We start from the raw sequence: 18,232 nt of genomic DNA on the forward strand, positions 1-18,232 counted from the left end.
GAATTGCCGCATTTTATCTGACTGAGCGGAAAGGATGGCAACGCCTAAATGGAAGCCTGACGGCGCGGCCTTTTCCGGCGCGCCAGCGGAGACATACCATGATCGAACTGCGTCCCTTCGACAGCCTTGGCGGCGCCAATCACGGCTGGCTCGATGCCAAGCACCACTTCTCGTTCGCGAGCTATCACGATCCCGCGCGTGTCCACTGGGGCAACCTGCGCGTGTGGAACGACGATACGATCGCGCCCAAGAGCGGCTTTCCGCCGCACCCCCACCGCGACATGGAAATCATCACCTATGTCCGCGAAGGGGCGATCACGCACCAGGACGACCTTGGCAACAAGGGCCGGACCGAAGCGGGCGACGTGCAGGTGATGAGCGCCGGCACCGGCATCCGCCACGCCGAATACAACCTGGAGGACGTGACCACCCGGATCTTCCAGATCTGGATCATCCCGACGCGCGATGGCGGCGCGCCGAGCTGGGGTTCGCGCCCGTTCCCCAAGGACGACCGTTCCGGCCACTTCGTCACGCTCGCCTCGGGCTATGACAACGACAACGACGCGCTGCCGATCCGCACCGACGCGCGGGTGGTGGGCGCGACGCTGAAGGCCGGCGAAACCGCGGAATACCCGCTGGGCCGTGATCGCAAGGCCTACCTCGTGCCCGCCAGCGGCGCGGTGCAGGTGGGCGACGTGCGCGTCAACGCCCGCGACGGCGCGGCGATCAGCGATCTTGACGTGGTGCGCATCACCGCGATCGAGGACAGCGAGATCGTGATGGTCGACGCCGCCTGACCATTCCCTGCTGATCCCCGGAACCCCGCGCCGCCCCGGCGCGGGGTTTTCCGTGTCCGCCGCAATAGCGCCTTTTGGTTTCACTCCATGAAATCATGCCGCAAGGGGAGCGGCGCGGCGCGCGCGGCTGCCCCAAAGTGCCGCAAATTTTCACGCGATGGCTCTTGACCGACTCTCGGTCCAAATTAGTATGTAACACTAACAAAATCGGGATGGCCCGATCGGGAGAGAGTCGATGGTGCAGCAAGGCGGCGTGGAGCCGCTCCCTCGGGCAGGCGGCACGGCATGAGCGGGATCGCGCTCTACCACTGGGAACCCAACGCCAATTCGGGCAAGCCGATGCTGGCGCTGATGGAAAAGGGCGTGTCGTTCGACAGCCATTACATCGACATGCTCCAGTTCGACCAGCACAAGCCCGGCTACCTCGCGATCAACCCGCAGGGCACGATCCCGGCGATGACGCACAGCGGGGCGTGGGGCACGCGCGTGCTGACCGAAAGCACCGCGATCATGGAATACGTGAACGAGGAATTCGCCGGGCCGGCCCTGATGCCCGCCGATCCGCGCGACCGCTGGCGCATCCGCTGGTGGATGAAGTTCATGGACCAGTGGCTTGGCCCCAGCTTCTCGATGATCGGCTGGAACGTGTTCGTCGGCCCGATGGTGCGCCAGCGCGATCCCGCTGAACTGGACGCGGCGATCGAGCGCATCCCGCTGCCCGAACGCCGCGTGGCCTGGCGCAAGGCGATCAGCGGCCAGTTCGGCGAAGCGGAAATGGCGGAAAGCCGCCGCCGCGTGGCGCTGGGCATCGGCCTGCTCGAACAGGAGCTGGGCAAGCGCGCCTATGTCGGGTCGGACCAATACAGCCTGGCCGACATCAACATCTTCAACAGCACCTATTCGCTGCCGCTGTCGCAGCCGGACCTCGCCGGCAAGGACCGCACGCCCAACATCATGCGCTGGCTCAAGCGGGTGTACCAGCGCGAGGCGGTGCAGAAGACCTGGGCGATGGGGCGCACCGATCTCGCCCACCGCTACAGCCTGATCATGGAAGGCATCGACTGATGGGCGCGGTTCTCTATCACGGCGAGCCGAACGGCGCCTCGCTGACGGTGCTGGCGGCGCTTGCTGAAGCTGGGGCAGAAACGGGCGGCGAAGCGGCGCTGGGCATTACCTGCCGGCCGATCGACCTGCTGGCCGGCGAACGGCACCGCATCCCCGGCCTTTCCGAACGTGTCGCGCTCGACATGGGGATCGAGGGCGAAGGCCCGGTGCTGGTGATCGATGGCGAGGCGATGACCGAGTCGGTGTTCCTGGCGCAATACATCGACGAACTGGCGGGCGGCGCCGGGCTTCAGCCGGCGGATTCGCACGCGCACTGGGAAATGATGATGTGGTGCCGCCAGATCACCGAACGGCTTTCGCCGGCGGCGGCGCTGCTCGGCAACCTTGCCTCCTCGCAGGCGGAAATCGCCGCCATTGGCGCGGCGGATTTCGCGGGAATCACGGCCAGCATCCCGTCCGACGATCTGCGCCAGCGCTGGCAGGCGCTGCACGATGGCACGATCGACGCGGCGCAGGTGGCCGACAGCGAGGCCAAGGTGGCGCAGGCTGTCGCGCGGTGCGAAGGCCAGCTTGCCGACGGGCGCGACTGGCTGATGGGCGTCTATTCGATCGCCGACATCGTCACGTTCTCCTGGCTCGCGGGCATGGAACTGCTGCGCCCCGAAGCCTTCGCCGCCGCGCCGAAAACGACCGCGTGGCTGGCGCGCGTGCAGGCGCGGCCCGCCGTGGCCGCCGCGCTGGCGCGCGCCACCGTATCCGAACCGCTCCGCGCCTGGGCGCCGGGGCCTGAAATCAATCGCTGGGGGTAAGCCGACGATGCGTGCAATCGACTATTTCGACCGGGGCCATGATCGCGATCCGCAGCGGCTGGCGGTGGTGGACACCGAAACCGGGCTGAAGCTGACCTTCGCCGAGACCAAGGAACTGTCCGAACGGATCGCGGCGGCGCTGCAGCGCGGCGGGTTCGAGAACCAGGACCTGTTGGGCCTGTACGGCCCCAACGACGGAATGCTGCTGGTGGTGCTGCTGGCCATGTGGCGCGCCAACGGCAAGTGGATCCCGGTCAACACGCGCAACGCCATCGATGCCAACGCCGGCTACATCAACTACGTGCGCTGCAAGTGGCTGGTCTACCATTCGTCGAAGGCGGACGAGGTCCAGCAGCTCAAGGACCGCTGCCCGGTGATGCAGCACTTCGTCTGCCTGGACCAGCGGATGGGCGACGATCCCAGCCTCGAGGAGTTCATGGCCGGCGTGACCGCCGCCGATTTCGTCGAGCCGGAGGTCGATGCCTTCGGCAACCTGTCCGATCTGGTCGGCATCTTCCCCACCGGCGGCACCACCGGCCCGTCGAAGGGCGCGAACGTCACCAATCTGGGCTGGGGCACGATGATCGAGACGGCGGCCGACGGCATGGGCGGGCGCACCGACAGCCCGGTGGCGCTGGTTTCCGCGCCGATCACGCACGCGGCAGGGCCGATCGCGCTGTCCACGTTGAGCCTAGGCGCGACGCAGGTGATCCTGCCCGGATTCGATGCCGAGCGCGTGCTGCAGACCATCGCGGAGTACAAGGTCACCCACATGTACCTGCCGCCGACGGCGTTGTACCAGCTGATGGCATCGCCCGAGATCGGCGATCACGACTATTCCAGCCTGCGCATCTTCATCCTGGTCGGTTCGCCGTGCAGCCCGGAAAAGCTGCGCCAGGCGGTGGAGATCTTCGGGCCGTGCATGTGCCAGTCCTATGGCCAGGTGGAATGCCCGATGATCGTGGCGTGGTTCCCGCCCGAGGACGTGGCGCGGTTCGCGAAGGAAGCGCCCGAAAAACTGGCCGCCTGTGGCCGGCCCACGCGCTCGATCCGGGTCGCGCTGCTCGACGATGACGGCCGCGAGGTACCGCGTGGCGAGGCGGGCGAGATCTGCGCGCGCGGGGCGCTGGTCAGCCATTCCTATTTCGAGAAGCCCGAGGAAACCGCGGAAGTCCGCAAGTTCGGCTGGCACCACACCGGCGATGTCGGCAAGTTCGACGAGGACGGCTACCTGTACATCGTCGACCGCAAGAAGGACATGGTCGTCTCCGGCGGGTTCAACGTGTTCACCGCCGAGGTCGAGGCGGCGGTTACCGAACTGGCGCAAGTGCGCGAGGCCTGCGTGTTCGGCATCCCGCACGAGAAGTGGGGCGAACAGGTCCACGCCGTGGTGGTGGCCGAGGGCATCACCGGCGCGGAGATCATCGCCTATGCCAAGGATCGCCTGGGCGGGGTGAAGGCGCCCAAGTCGGTCGAGTTCGTGGACGCCATTCCCCGCACCGCCGCCGGCAAGATGGACAAGAAGGCGCTGCGCGTGAAGTATTGGGGTGACGCCCAGCGGATGGTTAACTAGGTCGTAAACTCATAATCAGCAGGCTCGAGGTTTGAAGCAAAATGGCCCGGCGCAAGGAGGAGGGGCGCAGGAATATGTCGATATTTCAAGCCGCTCCGACGCCGCGCTGGGCCATTTTGGTCAAATCCCTGCGGGACGTTCAAATGGCTTCCATCTCGAACCGAAAGGCGCTGGCAAAGGCAACCAGCCTTCGCGGCGCGCCTTTCGGCCCGATATGTTCGCCATTTGGACGCCTCGAGCCTGCTGATTATGAGTTTACGACCTAACCCCTTGAACGGGACGCGAATCCGAGCCGGAAGCCGGCCGACGGGAGAGGATGCGAGATGCGAATGATGCGTGGAATCCGGTGGGTGCTGGCATCGGGCGCGGTGCTGCTGGCATCGCTGACCGCCAGCGACATGGTGACGGCGGCGAACGGTGGAGTCGGGAGCGTGGTGGACGCCGCGCGCATCCAGGCCGCCAGCGCGGTGGACTGGCTCTCCTATGGCCGCACCTATGACGAGCAGCGCTTCAGCCCGCTCGACCGCATCAACCAGGGCAACATCGGCTCGCTGGGGCTGGCCTGGTCCGCCGACATGGATACCGCGCGCGGGCAGGAAGCCACGCCGCTGGTGATCGACGGCAAGATCTACATCACCACGGCGTGGTCGAAGGCCAAGGCCTATGACGCGGTATCGGGCAAGCTGCTGTGGGAGTTCGATCCCAAGGTGCCCGGCGAAACCGCGGTGAAGGCGTGCTGCGACGTGGTCAACCGCGGCCTGGCGGCATGGGGCGACAAGCTCTATCTCGGCACGCTGGACGGCCGGCTGATCGCGCTGGACCGCGCCACGGGCCGGCAGGTGTGGTCCACGGTGACGGTCGACCAGACCAAGGCCTATACCATCACCGGCGCGCCGCGCGTGATCAACGGGCTGGTGCTGATCGGCAACGGCGGCGCCGAAATGGGCGTGCGCGGCTATATCACCGCCTATGACGCGCAGACCGGCAAGCAGGTCTGGCGGTTCTATACCGTGCCCGATCAGCCGGGGAAGAACACCGAGGAATACCTCAAGAAGGCCGAATCCACCTGGCACGGCGAATGGTGGAAGCTGGGCGGGGGCGGCACCGTCTGGGATTCGATGGCCTATGACCCGGCCACCGATCTGCTCTACATCGGCGTGGGTAACGGCAGCCCGTGGAACCAGTCGTACCGTTCGCCGGGCGGCGGGGACAACCTCTACCTGTCCTCGGTCGTCGCGATCCGCGCGAAGACGGGCCAGTATGTCTGGCACTTCCAGGAAACGCCGGGCGAAACCTGGGACTTCACCGCATCGCAGCACATCATGCTGGCCGACCTCGAAATCGGCGGGAAAGTGCGCAAGGTGCTGATGCACGCGCCGAAGAACGGCTTCTTCTATGTGATCGACCGCGTGACAGGCCAGTTCATCTCGGGCAACAACTATGCGCCGGTGAACTGGGCGACCGGGCTGGACCCGGTGACGGGCCGGCCGATCGAAAACCCGGATTCGCGCTACGACAAGACGGGCAAGCCCTTCATCAGCACGCCGGGCGCGGCGGGCGCGCATTCGTGGCACCCGATGGCCTACGATCCCGCGCAGAAGCTGGTGTTCATCCCCGCGCAGTTTGCCGCGTTCCCCTATTTTCCGGACAAGAACTGGAAGCCTTCGCCCGTCGGCTTCAACGTGGGCATCGATCAGGCGGCGAGCGCGATGCCGGCCGACGCCAAGGTCCGCGCCGAGGCGCGCGCCGCCACCACCGGGGCGATCATCGCCTGGGACCCGGTGGCGCAGAAGGAACGCTGGCGCGTCAGCTTCCCCGGCCCGTGGAACGGGGGCCTGCTGGCCACCGGCGGCGGCCTGCTGTTCCAGGGCAACGCCAAGGGCACGTTCGCGGCCTATTCGATCAAGGACGGCAAGGAGCTGTGGTCGTTCCCCGCGCAGACCGGCGTGGTCGCTGCGCCCGTCACCTTCATGGCCGGCGGCGAACAATACGTCGCGGTACTGGCCGGCTGGGGCGGGGTGTGGCCGCTGGCGACCGGCATCCTCGCCGAGAAATCCGGCCCGGTGCGCAACGTCAGCCGCCTGCTGGTGTTCAAGATCGGCGGCAAGGCCAGCCTGCCGCCGGCCCCGTCGCTGAACGAACTGCCGCTCGATCCGCCCGCCCTTACCGGCACACCGGCGCAAGTGGCGGAAGGCGCGCAGCACTTCGGCCGCTATTGCAACGTCTGCCACGGCGATGCCGCGATCGGCGGGGGCGTGGTGCCCGACTTGCGCCGCAGCGGCTTCCTGGCCGATCCCAAATCGTGGCAGATGATCGTGCACGACGGCGCGCTGAAGGACAACGGCATGATCGCCTGGTCGCCGGTGCTGACGCCGGCGCAGATCGAGACGATCCGGCTCTACGTGATCAAGCGCGCCAACGAGGACAAGGCGCTGGCCGCGCAAGGCGGCTGACAAGACGGCGGACGGGGGCGGTCCGGCGTCGCCCCCGTACCGCGTCGGTTTGCGCTGGAAAAAGGGATAGGTCTCGCTTACCACGCATTTTTCACGGACTTGAATATTTCATGGAGCGGAAGCGTGATGGACGACCGGGCCACCAGGGCATCAAGGTCCTATCCCAAGACGAAGACGGTGATGATCCCGTCGTGACGAACGGGGCGCAATGCCCACCCCGCTGCGACTAGCCGGCCCTGCGGCCCGGCAAGTCTCGCTCCCCTCCCGCTTGCGGGAGGGGTTGGGGGTGGGCCGTCCAGATCCACATTTTTCAGGAGTAGCCCCATGCCCATCGACCTAACCAAGATCAAGGCGATCGACGTCCACGTCCATGCCGAGGTTTCGTGCCACGATCCCGAAGACCCGATCATGGGCAAGTTCTTCGATGCGGCTTCGGCCTATTTCAAGGCGCCGCGCGAACGGCCCAAGATGCCCGAGATCGTCGAGATCTACCGCGAACAGCAGATCGCCTTCTGCCTGTTCACGGTCGATTGCGAGAGCGGCATCGGCGCGAAGCGCCTGTCGAACTACGAGATCGCCGAATTCGCCGCGAAGCATGACGATATCTGCATCCCCTTCGCTTCGATCGATCCGCACAAGGGCAAGCTGGGCGCGCGCGAGGCGCGGGATCTGATCGAGAACCACGGCGTGCGGGGCTTCAAGTTCCACCACATCATGCAGAACATCCACCCGGCCGAGCAGGTCGGCTACGCGATCTACGAGGTCATCAACGCATACAAGCTGCCCGCGATCTTCCACACCGGCCATTCGGGCATGGGCACGGGGATGCGCGGCGGTGGCGGGGTGCGGCTGAAGTACGGCCAGCCCATGCTGGTCGACGACGTGGCGGTCGATTTTCCCGACATGAAGATCATCCTCGCCCATCCGAGCTGGCCGTGGGTGGACGAAAGCCTGTCGATGGCGCTGCACAAGGACAACGTGTTCATCGACCTTTCGGGCTGGTCGCCCAAATATTTCGCGCCGCAGATCATCCAGTACGCGAACACGCAGCTGCGCAAGAAGATGCTGTTCGGCAGCGATTTTCCGCTGATCCATCCGCAGAAGTGGATCGAGGCGGCCCTGAAGGTCGGCTTCAAGGAGGAGGTCCTGCCCGGCATCATGAAGGACAACGCCACCCGCGTGCTCGGGCTGGCCTGACGGAGGGGGCCATGGCTGGCGATCCCGAAGACATCCGCGCCTGGCAGCGGCTCGACGCGGAGATCACCACCTCCGGCCGGATCGAGGACAAGGATGTGGCGCGGCTGGCGGCGCTGGGCGTGCGCCACGTCGTCAACCTCGCGCTGGAAACCCATCCCGAGGCGCTGGCGGACGAAGGCGCCAAGCTGACCGGGCAGGGGATCGCCTATACCCACATCCCGGTGCCGTTCGACGCGCCGGGCGAGGATCACTTCGCCGCCTTTCGCAAGGCGGTGGAGGAAGGCCCGCGCCCGGTCCACGTCCACTGCATCATGAACTGGCGCGTTTCGGCGTTCCTCTACCGGCTGAATCGCGACCATCGCGGTATGGCCGAACCGGAAGCGCGCGCGATCATGGAGCGCCAGTGGTCGCCCGACGGCAGCGACCGGCCCGAGGCGAAAGTCTGGGCCGCCTTCATCGCCGGGACCGCGCGATGACCGACCTTGCGGGCAAGCATGTCGTCATCACCGGGGCATCGACCGGGATCGGCCGCGCCAGCGCCACGCGCTGCGCGCAGGCCGGCGCGGCGGTGACGCTGATCGCGCGCCGCGCAGACCTGCTGGAACAGGCGGCGGCCGCGTTGCGGGCCGAAACCGGCGCGCGCGCGGCCTTCGCCGTCGCCGATGTGGCCGACAAGGCAGCGCTCACCGCCGCGCTGGACGCCGCCGTCGCTGCGAACGGGCCGATCGACGGGCTGTTCCTCAACGCCGGGGTGGGTGGCACCTTCGCGCCGGTGGAGGACTATCCGGACGACGCCTTCGACGCGGTGCTGGCGGTGAACCTCAAGGGCGTGCTCTGGGCGATCCAGCATGTGCTGCCGGACATGAAACGGCGCGGCGCGGGCGCGATCCTGGTGACGGGCAGCCTGGCCAGCGAACGCGGCTTGCCGATGAACGTGGGCTATGTCGCCAGCAAGCACGCGGTGCTGGGCCTGTCGCGTGCCGTCGCCAGCGAGGCGGCCGCGTTCGGCGTGCGCTGCAACTGCATCATCCCCGGCCTGATCGATACGCCGATGCTGGAAGGGCTTCCGCCCGAAGCCGCCTCGCAGATGGCGCGGGCGGTGCCGCAGGGGCGCACCGGCGCGGCGGCGGAACTGGCCGAGGTGGCCGCGTTCCTGCTGTCGGATGCGGCCAGCCACGTCACGGCGCAGGCCTGGGCGGTGGACGGCGGGATGCTGGGAACGATGCGCGTCTGAACGCGCCCACGGGAGAAGTCTATGGCCCTGAAATACTACCACGCCGAGCCGGTGGCGAACTCGCTCAAGTCGATGATTCCGCTCAAGGAAAAGGGCCTCGCCTACGAAAGCGTCTATGTCGATCTGCACAAGTTCGAACAGCATCAGCCGTGGTTCGTGGCGATCAATCCCGAAGGGCAGGTGCCGGTGCTCGACCACGATGGCACGGTGATTACCCACACCACGGTCATCAACGAATATCTGGAGGATGCCTTCCCCGATGCGCAGCCCGCCTCCGGCCCGCTGCGCCCGCGCGATCCACTGGGGGCGGCGCGGATGCGTTACTGGAACAAGTTCGTCGACGAGCACGTGATGAACTTCGTCTCGATGCACGGCTGGCACCGCATGATCGGCGTGATCGCGCGCAATATCGAGAACGGGGAGTTCGAGAAGCTGCTGGAGAACATTCCGCTGCCCGACCAGCGCAAGAAATGGGCCACGGCGCGATCGGGCTTTTCCGAGGCCGATCTGGCCAACGCCACGGCCAAGATCGAATACGCGGTCGACAAGGTCGAAAAACAGCTGGGCGAAACGGCGTGGCTGGCGGGCGATGCCTACACCCTGGCCGACATCAATTTCTACGCCCATTGCGGCATGATGGTGGAGCGCATGTTCCCCGAACTGGAGATCGCGAAGCGCGCGCCGCGCCTGGTCGACTGGCGCGAGCGGATGACCGCGCGCCCCGGCGTGGCCGAAGCGCTGCGCGGCGAGGACCGTACCGCGCCGGGGCTGCGCACCTGGACCGGGCATGTCCGCTAAGGCGCGGCGAAAGGGAGAAATGGGAACGACATGGCCGGTTTTGTCCTGATTCATGGGTCGTGGCACGGCGGCTGGTGCTTCGATCCGGTCGCCGAGATCCTGCGCGCGCGGGGCCATGCCGTGCTGGCGCCGACGCTGCCCGGCATGGGCGGCACGGCGGAGGAACTGGCGGCGGTCACGCTCGAAGGCTGGGCGGATTTCGCGCTGGAACACTGCCGCCGGCTGCGCGCCGAAACCGGCGGGCCGGTGGTGCTGGCCGGGCACAGCCGGGGCGGGCTGGTGGTCAGCACGGCGGCGGAGCGCGATCCGCGGGCGATGGACGCGCTGGTCTATATCTGCGCGATGATGCTGCCGGACGGCCTCTCGCGCGCCGAGTTCAAGAAATTGGAAGGCCCCAATCCGGCGTTCGACGCCATCATCAGCCCGGTCCACGGCGGCGTGGGTACGGTGGTCGATCCGGCGGCGGCGGGCGCGGTCTTCGCGCAGGTTTCCCCGCCCGATCGGGTGGCGGCGGTGCTGCCGCGCCTGATCGCCGAGCCGCACGGCCCGCGCTCGGAAAAGCTGGCGTTAACGCCGGAACGGTGGGGCAGCCTGCCGCGCACCTATGTGGAATGCACGCAGGACCGCACGATCCCGATCGACAGCCAGCGCAAGATGCAGCAGTTTTCGCCGGGCGCGCGGGTGGTGACGCTGGATGCGGACCATAGCCCCTATCTGTCGCGCCCGGTCGAGCTGGCCGATGCGCTGGAGAGCAGCGTTCCGGCCTGAGACGGGCGGCTCCGCGCGGCAGGCGGGGTTCAATCGCCGAAGAAATTGAGTTCCAGCAGCACGTTGTTGGGATCGGCGGTGAAGATCTGGCGCAGGGCGATCGCGGCGACGGTATTGACCTGATAGGCCATGCCGCGCGCCTCGATCCGGGCGATCATTTCGTCATAGCCGGCGCAGTTGAGCGCGACGTGGTGGATCGCGCCGGTCAGGTCGCCGGGGCGCACGGTGCGGTCGAACGCGCGGGGGCAGTCTTCCGAATTGATGTGGATGATCGCCCGGCCGGCATCGTCGTACATCCATTGCGCGTTTCGCGGCGTGAGCGGGGCAGGCGCGTCGCGCCGTTCGAGGCCGAGCAGCGAACGGTAGAATTCGGCGGTTTCGTCGAGCCGGTCGGTAATGATGTTGACGTGATCGAGCGCGTTGACGCGCATGGCCTTCTCCTCTCGCAAACCGGACCGGAGGCGGCCCCGGGCGGGGAGCTGGTGACCCCGCCGCCCGGCGACCGCATCAGCCCTTGAACACCACGGTCTTGTTGCCGTTCAGCAGCGCGCGGTCCTCCAGGTGCAGGCGCACCGCTTCGGCCAGCACGCGGCGTTCGATGTCGCGGCCCTTGCGCACCAGATCCTCGGGCGTGTCGGCATGGCTGACCGTTTCCACGTCCTGGTGGATGATCGGGCCTTCGTCGAGATCCGCCGTTACGTAATGCCCGGTGGCGCCGATCATCTTCACGCCGCGCGCGTGCGCCTGGTGATAGGGCTTGGCGCCCTTGAAGCTGGGCAGGAACGAATGGTGGATGTTGATGCAGCGGCCCGACAGGAACCGCGCCAGATCGTCCGAGAGGATCTGCATGTAGCGCGCCAGCACCACGAATTCGGCGCCCGTTTCGTTGACGATGCGCTTCACTTCGGCTTCCTGCTGCGGCTTGGTATCGCGCGTGATCGGCAGGTGGTGATAGGGCACGTCGCCGATCAGTGAGATGTTCAGCGCTTCCTTGGGGTGGTTGCCGATGATCGCCACCACGTCCATCGGCAGCTCGCCAAGCCGCGTGCGGTAGAGCAGATCGCCCAGGCAGTGATCGAACTTCGAGACCATCAGGATGGTGCGGCGCTTGGCCGCGGTATCGCGCATGGTCCAGTCCATGGCGAACTGCTGCGCCACGGGCGCGAAGGCGGAACGGAGCGCGTCGGCGCCCGCTTCGCCGGGATCGAACACCACGCGCATGAAGAAGCGGCCCGATTCGGTATCGTCGAACTGCTGCGCTTCGAGAATGTTGGCGCCCGATTCGAACAGGTTGCCGGTGACGCGGGCGACGATGCCCGGCTTGTCCTCGCACGAAAGCGTCAAAATCAGCGGTGCACTCATCAAAAGTCTCTCCCGTCTGCGTGGGCCTCATAGGGCGCACGATTTCCGATTGCGAATCTCGTTTGATATTGTATGTGTTGCATACAAATTTTCAACCAGCCATTTTTTGTCGGGAGAGAAGGCATGGCAGCCAAGAATCTTGAAGAAGTCCTCAACGCGGGCGGCAACATCGTCGAAATGCTGCGCAATTCGCAGCTTGGCGCGTATGTGTATCCGGTGGTCGCGCCGGAATTTTCGAACTGGCGTTCGGAGCAGTGGGCCTGGCAGCACAGCGCGGTGCTGTTCGACCAGTCGCACCACATGGTGAACCTCTATATCCGTGGCAAGGATGCGCTGAAGCTGCTGTCCGACACCATGATCAACACCCCCAAGGGCTGGACGGTCAACAAGGCCAAGCAGTACGTGCCGACCACGCCTTATGGCCATGTCATCGGCGACGGCATCATCTTCTGGGAAGAAGAGGAATCGTTCACCTATGTCGGCCGCGCGCCGGCCTCGAACTGGCTGCGCTATCACGCGGCGACCGGCGGCTATGACTGCGAGATCGAGCTGGACGACCGTTCGCCGATGCGCCCGATGGGCAAGCCCGTCACCCGCAAGGAATGGCGCTTCCAGATCCAGGGGCCGAACGCTTGGGCGGTGATCGAGAAGCTGCACGGCGGGCCGCTGGAACAGCTCAAGTTCTTCAACATGAGCACGATGAACATCGCCGGCAAGACCGTGCGCACGCTGCGCCACGGCATGTCGGGCGCGCCGGGCCTGGAAATCTGGGGTCCCTATGCCGAGCAGGAAGAAATCCGCGCCGCGATCCTCGAAGCCGGCAAGGAATTCGGCCTGATCGCCTGCGGCAGCCGCGCCTACCCGTCGAACACGCTCGAATCCGGCTGGATCCCCTCGCCGCTGCCCGCCATCTACACCGGCGAAAAGCTCAAGGGCTTCCGTGAATGGCTGGGGGCCGACAGCTACGAAGCGACCGGTTCGATCGGTGGTTCGTTCGTTTCGGACAACATCGAGGACTACTACCTGAACCCGTGGGAACTGGGTTACGGCAACTTCGTGAAGTTCGACCACGAGTTCCACGGCCGCGAGGCGCTGGAAGCCCTGAACCCGGCCGACCAGCGCAAGAAGGTGACGCTGGCGTGGCACCCGGAGGACATGACCAAGATCGTGGCCTCGCTGTTCAACCCCGATGGCGAACAGTACAAGTTCTTCGACACCCCGCTCGCCAACTATGCCTCGTCGAACTACGATCGCGTGGTCGATGCGGGCGGCAAGACCGTCGGTTTCTCGATGTTCACGGGCTATTCCTACAACGAGAAGCAGGCGCTTTCGCTCGCCACGATCGATCCGGAAATCCCGGTCGGCACCGAGCTGCGCGTGGTGTGGGGCGAAGAGAACGGCGGCACCCGCAAGACCACCGTCGAGCCGCACAAGCAGATCGAGGTCCGCGCGATCGTTTCGCCGGTGCCCTACAGCCGCGTCGCTCGTGAAGCCTACGCGGAAGGCTGGCGCACCGCCCGCTGACGCGATGAAGACTGGCCCCGCCCGGATCGCCGCAAAGGCGGCCGGGCGGATGGCCTTCCACCAAAAGAGGATCCCGCTATGGCAACACCCCTGATCCATCCCAACTGGGACAAGGCGCCCGACGGGATCACCGACGGCTTCAGCCTGGAGATGACCGCGAAGGACGAGGCCTCGCTGCGCGATGCCGCCCCGCTCATCCCCGCCGATACGCCGATCGCCGTTACCTTCCTGCCGGGCGAGGACGTGGCCGCCCGTGTCGCCGCGACCGTGGCGGTGCGCGAGCTGGGCTTCGAGCCGATGCCGCACTTCTCGGCCCGCCGCATCCTGTCCGAAGACGATTTCGAAGGTTATCTGAAGGCCGTGGTCGAACAGGCCGGGGTGGAGCGCTGCTTCATCGTGGCCGGCGACCCGCCCGAGCCGCAAGGCCCCTATTTCGATACCTCCGCGCTGATCGCGACCGGCGCGTTCGAGCGCGCCGGGATCAAGGCGATCGGCGTGGGCGGGCATCCCGAAGGCCACCCCAACATGACCGTGGCCGAATGCTGGGCCGTGCTGGAAAAGAAGGTGGCGGAAATCGAACGGCGCGGCATGGCCCCGCTGATCGTCACCCAGTTCGGCTTCGATCCCGATGCCTTCCTCGCCTGGCTGAAGGAGCTGCGCGCGCGCGGCATCGACGCGCCGGTGCGCATTGGCGTGCCGGGGCCGGCGGGGATCAAGCGCCTGCTCGCGTTCGCCGCGCGCTGCGGTGTGGGCGCGTCCACGTCGGTCCTCAAGAAGTACGGCATCTCAGTCACCAACCTGCTCGGCTCGGCCGGGCCGGACAAGCTGGTGAACGCCTTCGCCCAGGGGCTGGGGCCGGAACACGGCCGGGTGCGCCTGCACTTCTATCCGTTCGGCGGTCTGGTGAAGACGCTCGAATGGATTCACGAGTACAACCGCAAGCACGGGATCTGACCGTGCGGGACCGTTCTCTCCCCCTCGGAGTCGAGCGGGGCAGCTGAGCGCATTCCCCTCTCCCAACCCTCTCCCCTGAAGGGGAGAGGGCTATTTGTTTCAGAAATCCGCCGCGCGCGATTTGCGCCGGGCTTCGGCGAAGGCATCGTGGCGGAACTTCTCGAAGGCCACGCGCTGGTCGAAGCCGGGATCCTTCGGATAGTCCTGATATTCGGCGATGATCTCGTCGAAGATGGTGCGCAGCTCGTCCTTGTGATCGGGGTGCGAAAAGATGTGCAGGCGGTTGTGGCGCATCGCGTCGATCACCCGCGCGCCGATCACGTCCGGCTCCATGCCGAACTCGTGGACCCCGGCAAGGCGATCGACCGCCGCCTTGTCCACGGCCTTCATCTGGCCTTTCAGCGCATCGGGGCGGATATCGTCGCTGGCGTAGATGTAGCTCTTCACCAGGCCCGGGCAGAGCACCGACACGCCGATCTGGTATTGCAGCAGCGAATAGTGCAGCGATTCCGACAGGCCGCGCACCGCGAACTTGGTGGTGTTGTAGATGCCCGGCGTGCCCGCCGCGAGGAACGCGGCCATCGAGGCGGTGTTGACGACATGGCCGCCCTTCTGCTCGCCCGCCTTCACCCGTTCCACCATGCGCGGCACGAAGGTCATCACGCCGTTGATCACGCCGTGCAGATTCACGCCCAGCAGCCAGTCCCAATCGTCGAACGAGCTTTCCTCGATCGGCTGAAACAGGTTCACGCCGGCGTTGTTGCACAGGATCGAAACCGGCCCCATTTCCGCCTCGACCCGGTCGGCGGCCTCGCGGAAGCCTTCGCGGCTGGCGACGTCGAGCTGCACGCCCATGACCTCGCGGTTGTCCAGCGCGGCCAGGGCCTTGTCGATCGAATCCTGGCGGATGTCGGCAATGGCGACCTTGCAGCCTTCGTTGAGCAGCTGGCGCACGAGGCCGATGCCGACGCCGTTGGCGCCGCCGGTGACGAAGGCGGTGCGGCCTGCGAAATCCTTCATATGTCTCCCCTCCGGTTTGCGGGAGCGGCCGGGGGTGGGCCTCTCCCTGAAATGTGATGTGCGTGGGATTGCCCACCCCAAACCCCTCCCGCCCGCGGGAGGGGTTTATGGTCAGGCGCCGGCGCGCAGCCGGTTCTGCCGTTCGATCTCGGCGGTGATCGCCGGGTTGCGGAACAGCATGGCGAAGGTTTCCTTGTATTCCGGGTTTTCCGGCAAGTGGGTCTGCACCGCCGCCGTGGTCGCTTCGCCGCGTTCGCGCACGCCGGCCAGGAACTCGCTGTGGGTGAGGATGTAGAGCTCGTCGTTGAGGATGCCGCGCAGTACGCGTTCGCCCACTTCCTCCTTGGTCTGGTAGAGGTGCATGAAGCTGCCGCCCGCCTGCCGGCGCTTGTCCGCCTCGGCATAGCCGGTTTCGGCAAGGTCGGCCGGGCGGGTCTTGCCGGCATCGGCGATGTTGGACTGGACGGCGCCGGGGCAGAAGGCCGAGCAGATCACGCCGCGCGGCTCCAGTTCGGGGCGCATGCATTCCATCATCGCGGTGACGGCGGCCTTGCCGGTCGAATAGATCGTGGTCCCGCCCACCGGCACCAGCGCCGACATCGAGGCGGTGTTGACGATGTGCCCGCCTTCGCCGTGCGCCAGAATGCGCGGCAGGATCGTGACCACGCCGTTGATGGTGCCGCCCAGGTTGACGTTCATCACCCAGTCCCAGTCGGCGAAGGTGGCGAGATCGGTGGGGCCGACCACCGCGACGCCGGCGTTGTTGCACAGGATGTGGATCTTGCCGAACCTGGCTTCAGTGGCGTCGGCGGCGGCGGCGAAGTTGGCGCGATTCGTCACGTCGAGCTGCACCGCCAGCACGCGGTCGCCCCCGTCCAGCTCGGCGACGGCCGAATCGAGGTGATCCTGGCGGATGTCGGCGATGGTCACGTTCATCCCCGCGCCGAGCAGCGCCTTGGCGATGCCGAGGCCGATGCCGCTGGCCCCGCCCGTGATGAAAGCCGTCTTGCCCGGAAGATTCTGCATCCTTGCCTCTCTCCATGCTGCGCCGCCCGCCCGGTTGCCACGGTCCGTTTCAGGGGCGGAGCCGGGTGCCGGGGCCATGCGACCATTCGTTATCGTCTTTTCTATTCACCAGCGCGAGATTGTATGCAAGACTAACAATTATCCGGTGCGAAAAACAGGTCGGAGAATCGACTGGCCGGGAGAGGAGAGCAGATGGCGGGAGCAGCATCCCCGGCGATGACCGGTGCGCCGGAAGTATCTGAAAGCAAGGCGGAAGGAGGGGGCGCCGAACGGCGCTGGCCGTCAACCGCCTCGGCCTATTTCGCGCTGTTCGCGATCATCGCGGCGACGTTCCTGAACTTTTTCGACCAGACCGTGTTCGGCATGCTGGCGCAGCGGATCAAGATCGATTTCGGGCTGACCGACGAACAGCTGGGCTTTCTGGGCGGCCCCGCCAGCGTGATCTTCTTCGTGTTCGTGGGCATTCCGCTGGCCCGACTGGCGGACATCTATCCGCGCAAGCTGGTGCTGGCCGGCGGCATGGCGGCGACCGGCGTGATCATGGGGCTGGGCGGCATCGCGCAGGGGTTCGGCCAGTTCATCGGCAGCCGCATGTTCCTGGGCGCGGGCGGTTCGGCGCACGCGCCGGCCGCCTATTCGATGATCGCGGACTATTTCCCCCCGAAGAAGATCACCCGCGCCTTCGCGCTGCTGCAGCTGGGCTTCATCGGCGGGACGACCGCGGGCGTGCTGGCCGGCGGCAAGCTGATCGTCGCGCTGGCGGGCTGGAGCGAGGCGCACGTGCTGGGGCTGCGTGTCCACAGCTGGCAGCTGATCCTCGTGGGGCAGGCGGCGCTGGGGCTGCTGGCGGCCGGCCTGCTGCTGCTGGTCAAGGAACCGCCGCGCCTCGTCCGTGCGCCGGCGGAAGGGCGCGTGCCGGTGCCGGAGCGGCAGGGGCTGGGCCGGCGCGTGCTGGCCTTCACCGGGCTGGACGCGGCCAGGGCGATCCATGCGCGCGGGCGGGTCTATTACCCGCTGTTCGGCGGCCTGGCGTTGAGCGCGATCGAAACGTTCGGCCTGATGTTCTGGCGCGTGCCATTCATGATCCGCACCTATGGCTGGGACGAGGGGCGGATCGGCTTGGTCATGGCGCCGATGTTGCTGGTTTCGCAGCTAGCCGGCGTGTTTCTGGGCGGGGTGTTCGTGGAATGGATGGCCAAGCGCCATGCCGATGCCAACGTGCGCTGCGCGGCGATCCTGTTCGCGCTCGTCACGATCTGCTCGATCACCGCGCCGCTGATGCCCACGGGCGAGATGGCGCTGGCGGTGTTCGCGCTGAGCGGGGTGTTCGGCCTGGCCGGCGCGGTGCCGCAGAACGCCGCGATCCAGCGCATCGCCCCCAACGAGATGCGCGGGCAGGTGACCGCGATCTACCTGTTCATGTTCACGTTCTTCGGCGCGCTCGGCAGCTTCGTGGTCGGCGTGGTCGCGCAGCGGATCGTGGGCGTGGAGGCGGAGCTGTGGAAGGCGCTGGTGATCACCGCCGGCACGCTGCTGCCGATCGCCACGCTGTGCATGGTGCTGGCCATCCGCCCCTATCGCGCCGAAGTGGCGCGGCTGGAAGCGGAAGGTCGTTGACAGTTCAATGAAGTTGCCGCAGTTTGTTTGCAACA

Annotated in this window: 17 protein-coding genes; 13 read left to right on the forward strand and 4 right to left on the reverse strand. The window is 66.6% G+C overall.

The features are described from left to right. The first annotated feature begins 98 nt into the window (after nucleotides 1-98). The 10 genes from NMD1_RS09210 to NMD1_RS09260 all read left to right on the forward strand — a co-directional run bounded on the left by NMD1_RS09210 (nucleotide 99) and on the right by NMD1_RS09260 (nucleotide 10,694). Entirely contained in the window at nucleotides 99-797 is a 699-nt protein-coding gene (locus NMD1_RS09210) for a pirin family protein (protein WP_124810213.1), read from the forward strand. 285 nt (nucleotides 798-1,082) lie between these two features. After that, nucleotides 1,083-1,862, forward strand: coding sequence for a glutathione S-transferase family protein (locus NMD1_RS09215; protein ID WP_125954491.1), 780 nt, complete (start codon nucleotides 1,083-1,085; stop codon nucleotides 1,860-1,862). After that, nucleotides 1,862-2,671, forward strand: coding sequence for a glutathione S-transferase family protein (locus NMD1_RS09220; protein ID WP_125954492.1), 810 nt, complete (start codon nucleotides 1,862-1,864; stop codon nucleotides 2,669-2,671). Before NMD1_RS09215 ends, NMD1_RS09220 begins: the two co-directional genes overlap by 1 nt. Before the next feature lie 7 nt (nucleotides 2,672-2,678). Continuing rightward, a complete protein-coding gene (locus NMD1_RS09225; protein ID WP_124810210.1) occupies nucleotides 2,679-4,244 on the forward strand; it encodes a class I adenylate-forming enzyme family protein in 1,566 nt (521 codons plus the stop codon). Nucleotides 4,245-4,576: 332 nt separating this feature from the next. After that, nucleotides 4,577-6,697, forward strand: coding sequence for a PQQ-dependent dehydrogenase, methanol/ethanol family (locus tag NMD1_RS09235; RefSeq protein ID WP_125954572.1), 2,121 nt, complete (start codon nucleotides 4,577-4,579; stop codon nucleotides 6,695-6,697). 324 nt (nucleotides 6,698-7,021) lie between these two features. Continuing rightward, nucleotides 7,022-7,894, forward strand: a complete 873-nt coding sequence (locus tag NMD1_RS09240) for an amidohydrolase family protein (protein WP_125954493.1) — start codon at nucleotides 7,022-7,024, stop codon at nucleotides 7,892-7,894. Between the two features lie 11 nt (nucleotides 7,895-7,905). Next, nucleotides 7,906-8,370 carry a beta-lactamase hydrolase domain-containing protein gene (locus tag NMD1_RS09245; protein ID WP_124810208.1) on the forward strand — a complete coding sequence of 155 codons (465 nt, stop codon included), beginning with the start codon at nucleotides 7,906-7,908 and terminating at the stop codon, nucleotides 8,368-8,370. Then, nucleotides 8,367-9,128, forward strand: a complete 762-nt coding sequence (locus tag NMD1_RS09250; RefSeq protein WP_125954494.1) for an SDR family NAD(P)-dependent oxidoreductase — start codon at nucleotides 8,367-8,369, stop codon at nucleotides 9,126-9,128. Before NMD1_RS09245 ends, NMD1_RS09250 begins: the two co-directional genes overlap by 4 nt. A 21-nt stretch (nucleotides 9,129-9,149) precedes the next feature. Further along, a complete protein-coding gene (locus NMD1_RS09255) occupies nucleotides 9,150-9,926 on the forward strand; it encodes a glutathione S-transferase family protein (RefSeq protein WP_125954495.1) in 777 nt (258 codons plus the stop codon). A gap of 30 nt (nucleotides 9,927-9,956) precedes the next feature. Further along, nucleotides 9,957-10,694: an alpha/beta fold hydrolase gene (locus NMD1_RS09260; protein ID WP_125954496.1), complete on the forward strand. Its 738-nt coding sequence runs from the start codon at nucleotides 9,957-9,959 to the stop codon at nucleotides 10,692-10,694. A 29-nt stretch (nucleotides 10,695-10,723) separates the two neighbouring features. Here NMD1_RS09260 and NMD1_RS09265 read toward each other — a convergent pair whose 3' ends face one another. Next, nucleotides 10,724-11,125 (reverse strand): VOC family protein, encoded by a 402-nt coding sequence (locus NMD1_RS09265; protein ID WP_125954497.1) that lies wholly within the window; start codon nucleotides 11,123-11,125, stop codon nucleotides 10,724-10,726. Nucleotides 11,126-11,201: 76 nt separating this feature from the next. Further along, entirely contained in the window at nucleotides 11,202-12,056 is an 855-nt protein-coding gene (purU, locus tag NMD1_RS09270; RefSeq protein WP_124810203.1) for a formyltetrahydrofolate deformylase, read from the reverse strand. Between the two features lie 123 nt (nucleotides 12,057-12,179). Here purU and NMD1_RS09275 point away from each other — a divergent pair, with 123 nt between their 5' ends. Beyond that, nucleotides 12,180-13,580, forward strand: a complete 1,401-nt coding sequence (locus NMD1_RS09275) for an aminomethyltransferase family protein (RefSeq protein WP_124810202.1) — start codon at nucleotides 12,180-12,182, stop codon at nucleotides 13,578-13,580. A 78-nt stretch (nucleotides 13,581-13,658) separates the two neighbouring features. Beyond that, nucleotides 13,659-14,534 (forward strand): methylenetetrahydrofolate reductase, encoded by an 876-nt coding sequence (locus tag NMD1_RS09280; protein WP_124810201.1) that lies wholly within the window; start codon nucleotides 13,659-13,661, stop codon nucleotides 14,532-14,534. Nucleotides 14,535-14,633: 99 nt separating this feature from the next. On the opposite strand, the gene NMD1_RS09285 is transcribed toward NMD1_RS09280, so the two are convergent. Beyond that, entirely contained in the window at nucleotides 14,634-15,554 is a 921-nt protein-coding gene (locus NMD1_RS09285; RefSeq protein ID WP_125954498.1) for an SDR family NAD(P)-dependent oxidoreductase, read from the reverse strand. Between the two features lie 111 nt (nucleotides 15,555-15,665). Continuing rightward, nucleotides 15,666-16,580: an SDR family NAD(P)-dependent oxidoreductase gene (locus tag NMD1_RS09290; RefSeq protein ID WP_125954499.1), complete on the reverse strand. Its 915-nt coding sequence runs from the start codon at nucleotides 16,578-16,580 to the stop codon at nucleotides 15,666-15,668. Between the two features lie 192 nt (nucleotides 16,581-16,772). On the opposite strand from NMD1_RS09290, the gene NMD1_RS09295 reads away from it, so the two are divergent. After that, on the forward strand, nucleotides 16,773-18,197 hold the full coding sequence (locus NMD1_RS09295) for an MFS transporter (RefSeq protein WP_125954500.1): 1,425 nt from the start codon (nucleotides 16,773-16,775) through the stop codon (nucleotides 18,195-18,197). The last annotated feature ends 35 nt before the right edge of the window (nucleotides 18,198-18,232 follow it).

The sequence above is a fragment of the Novosphingobium sp. MD-1 genome, from assembly GCF_001014975.1.
Classification (GTDB): Bacteria; Pseudomonadota; Alphaproteobacteria; order Sphingomonadales; family Sphingomonadaceae; genus Novosphingobium.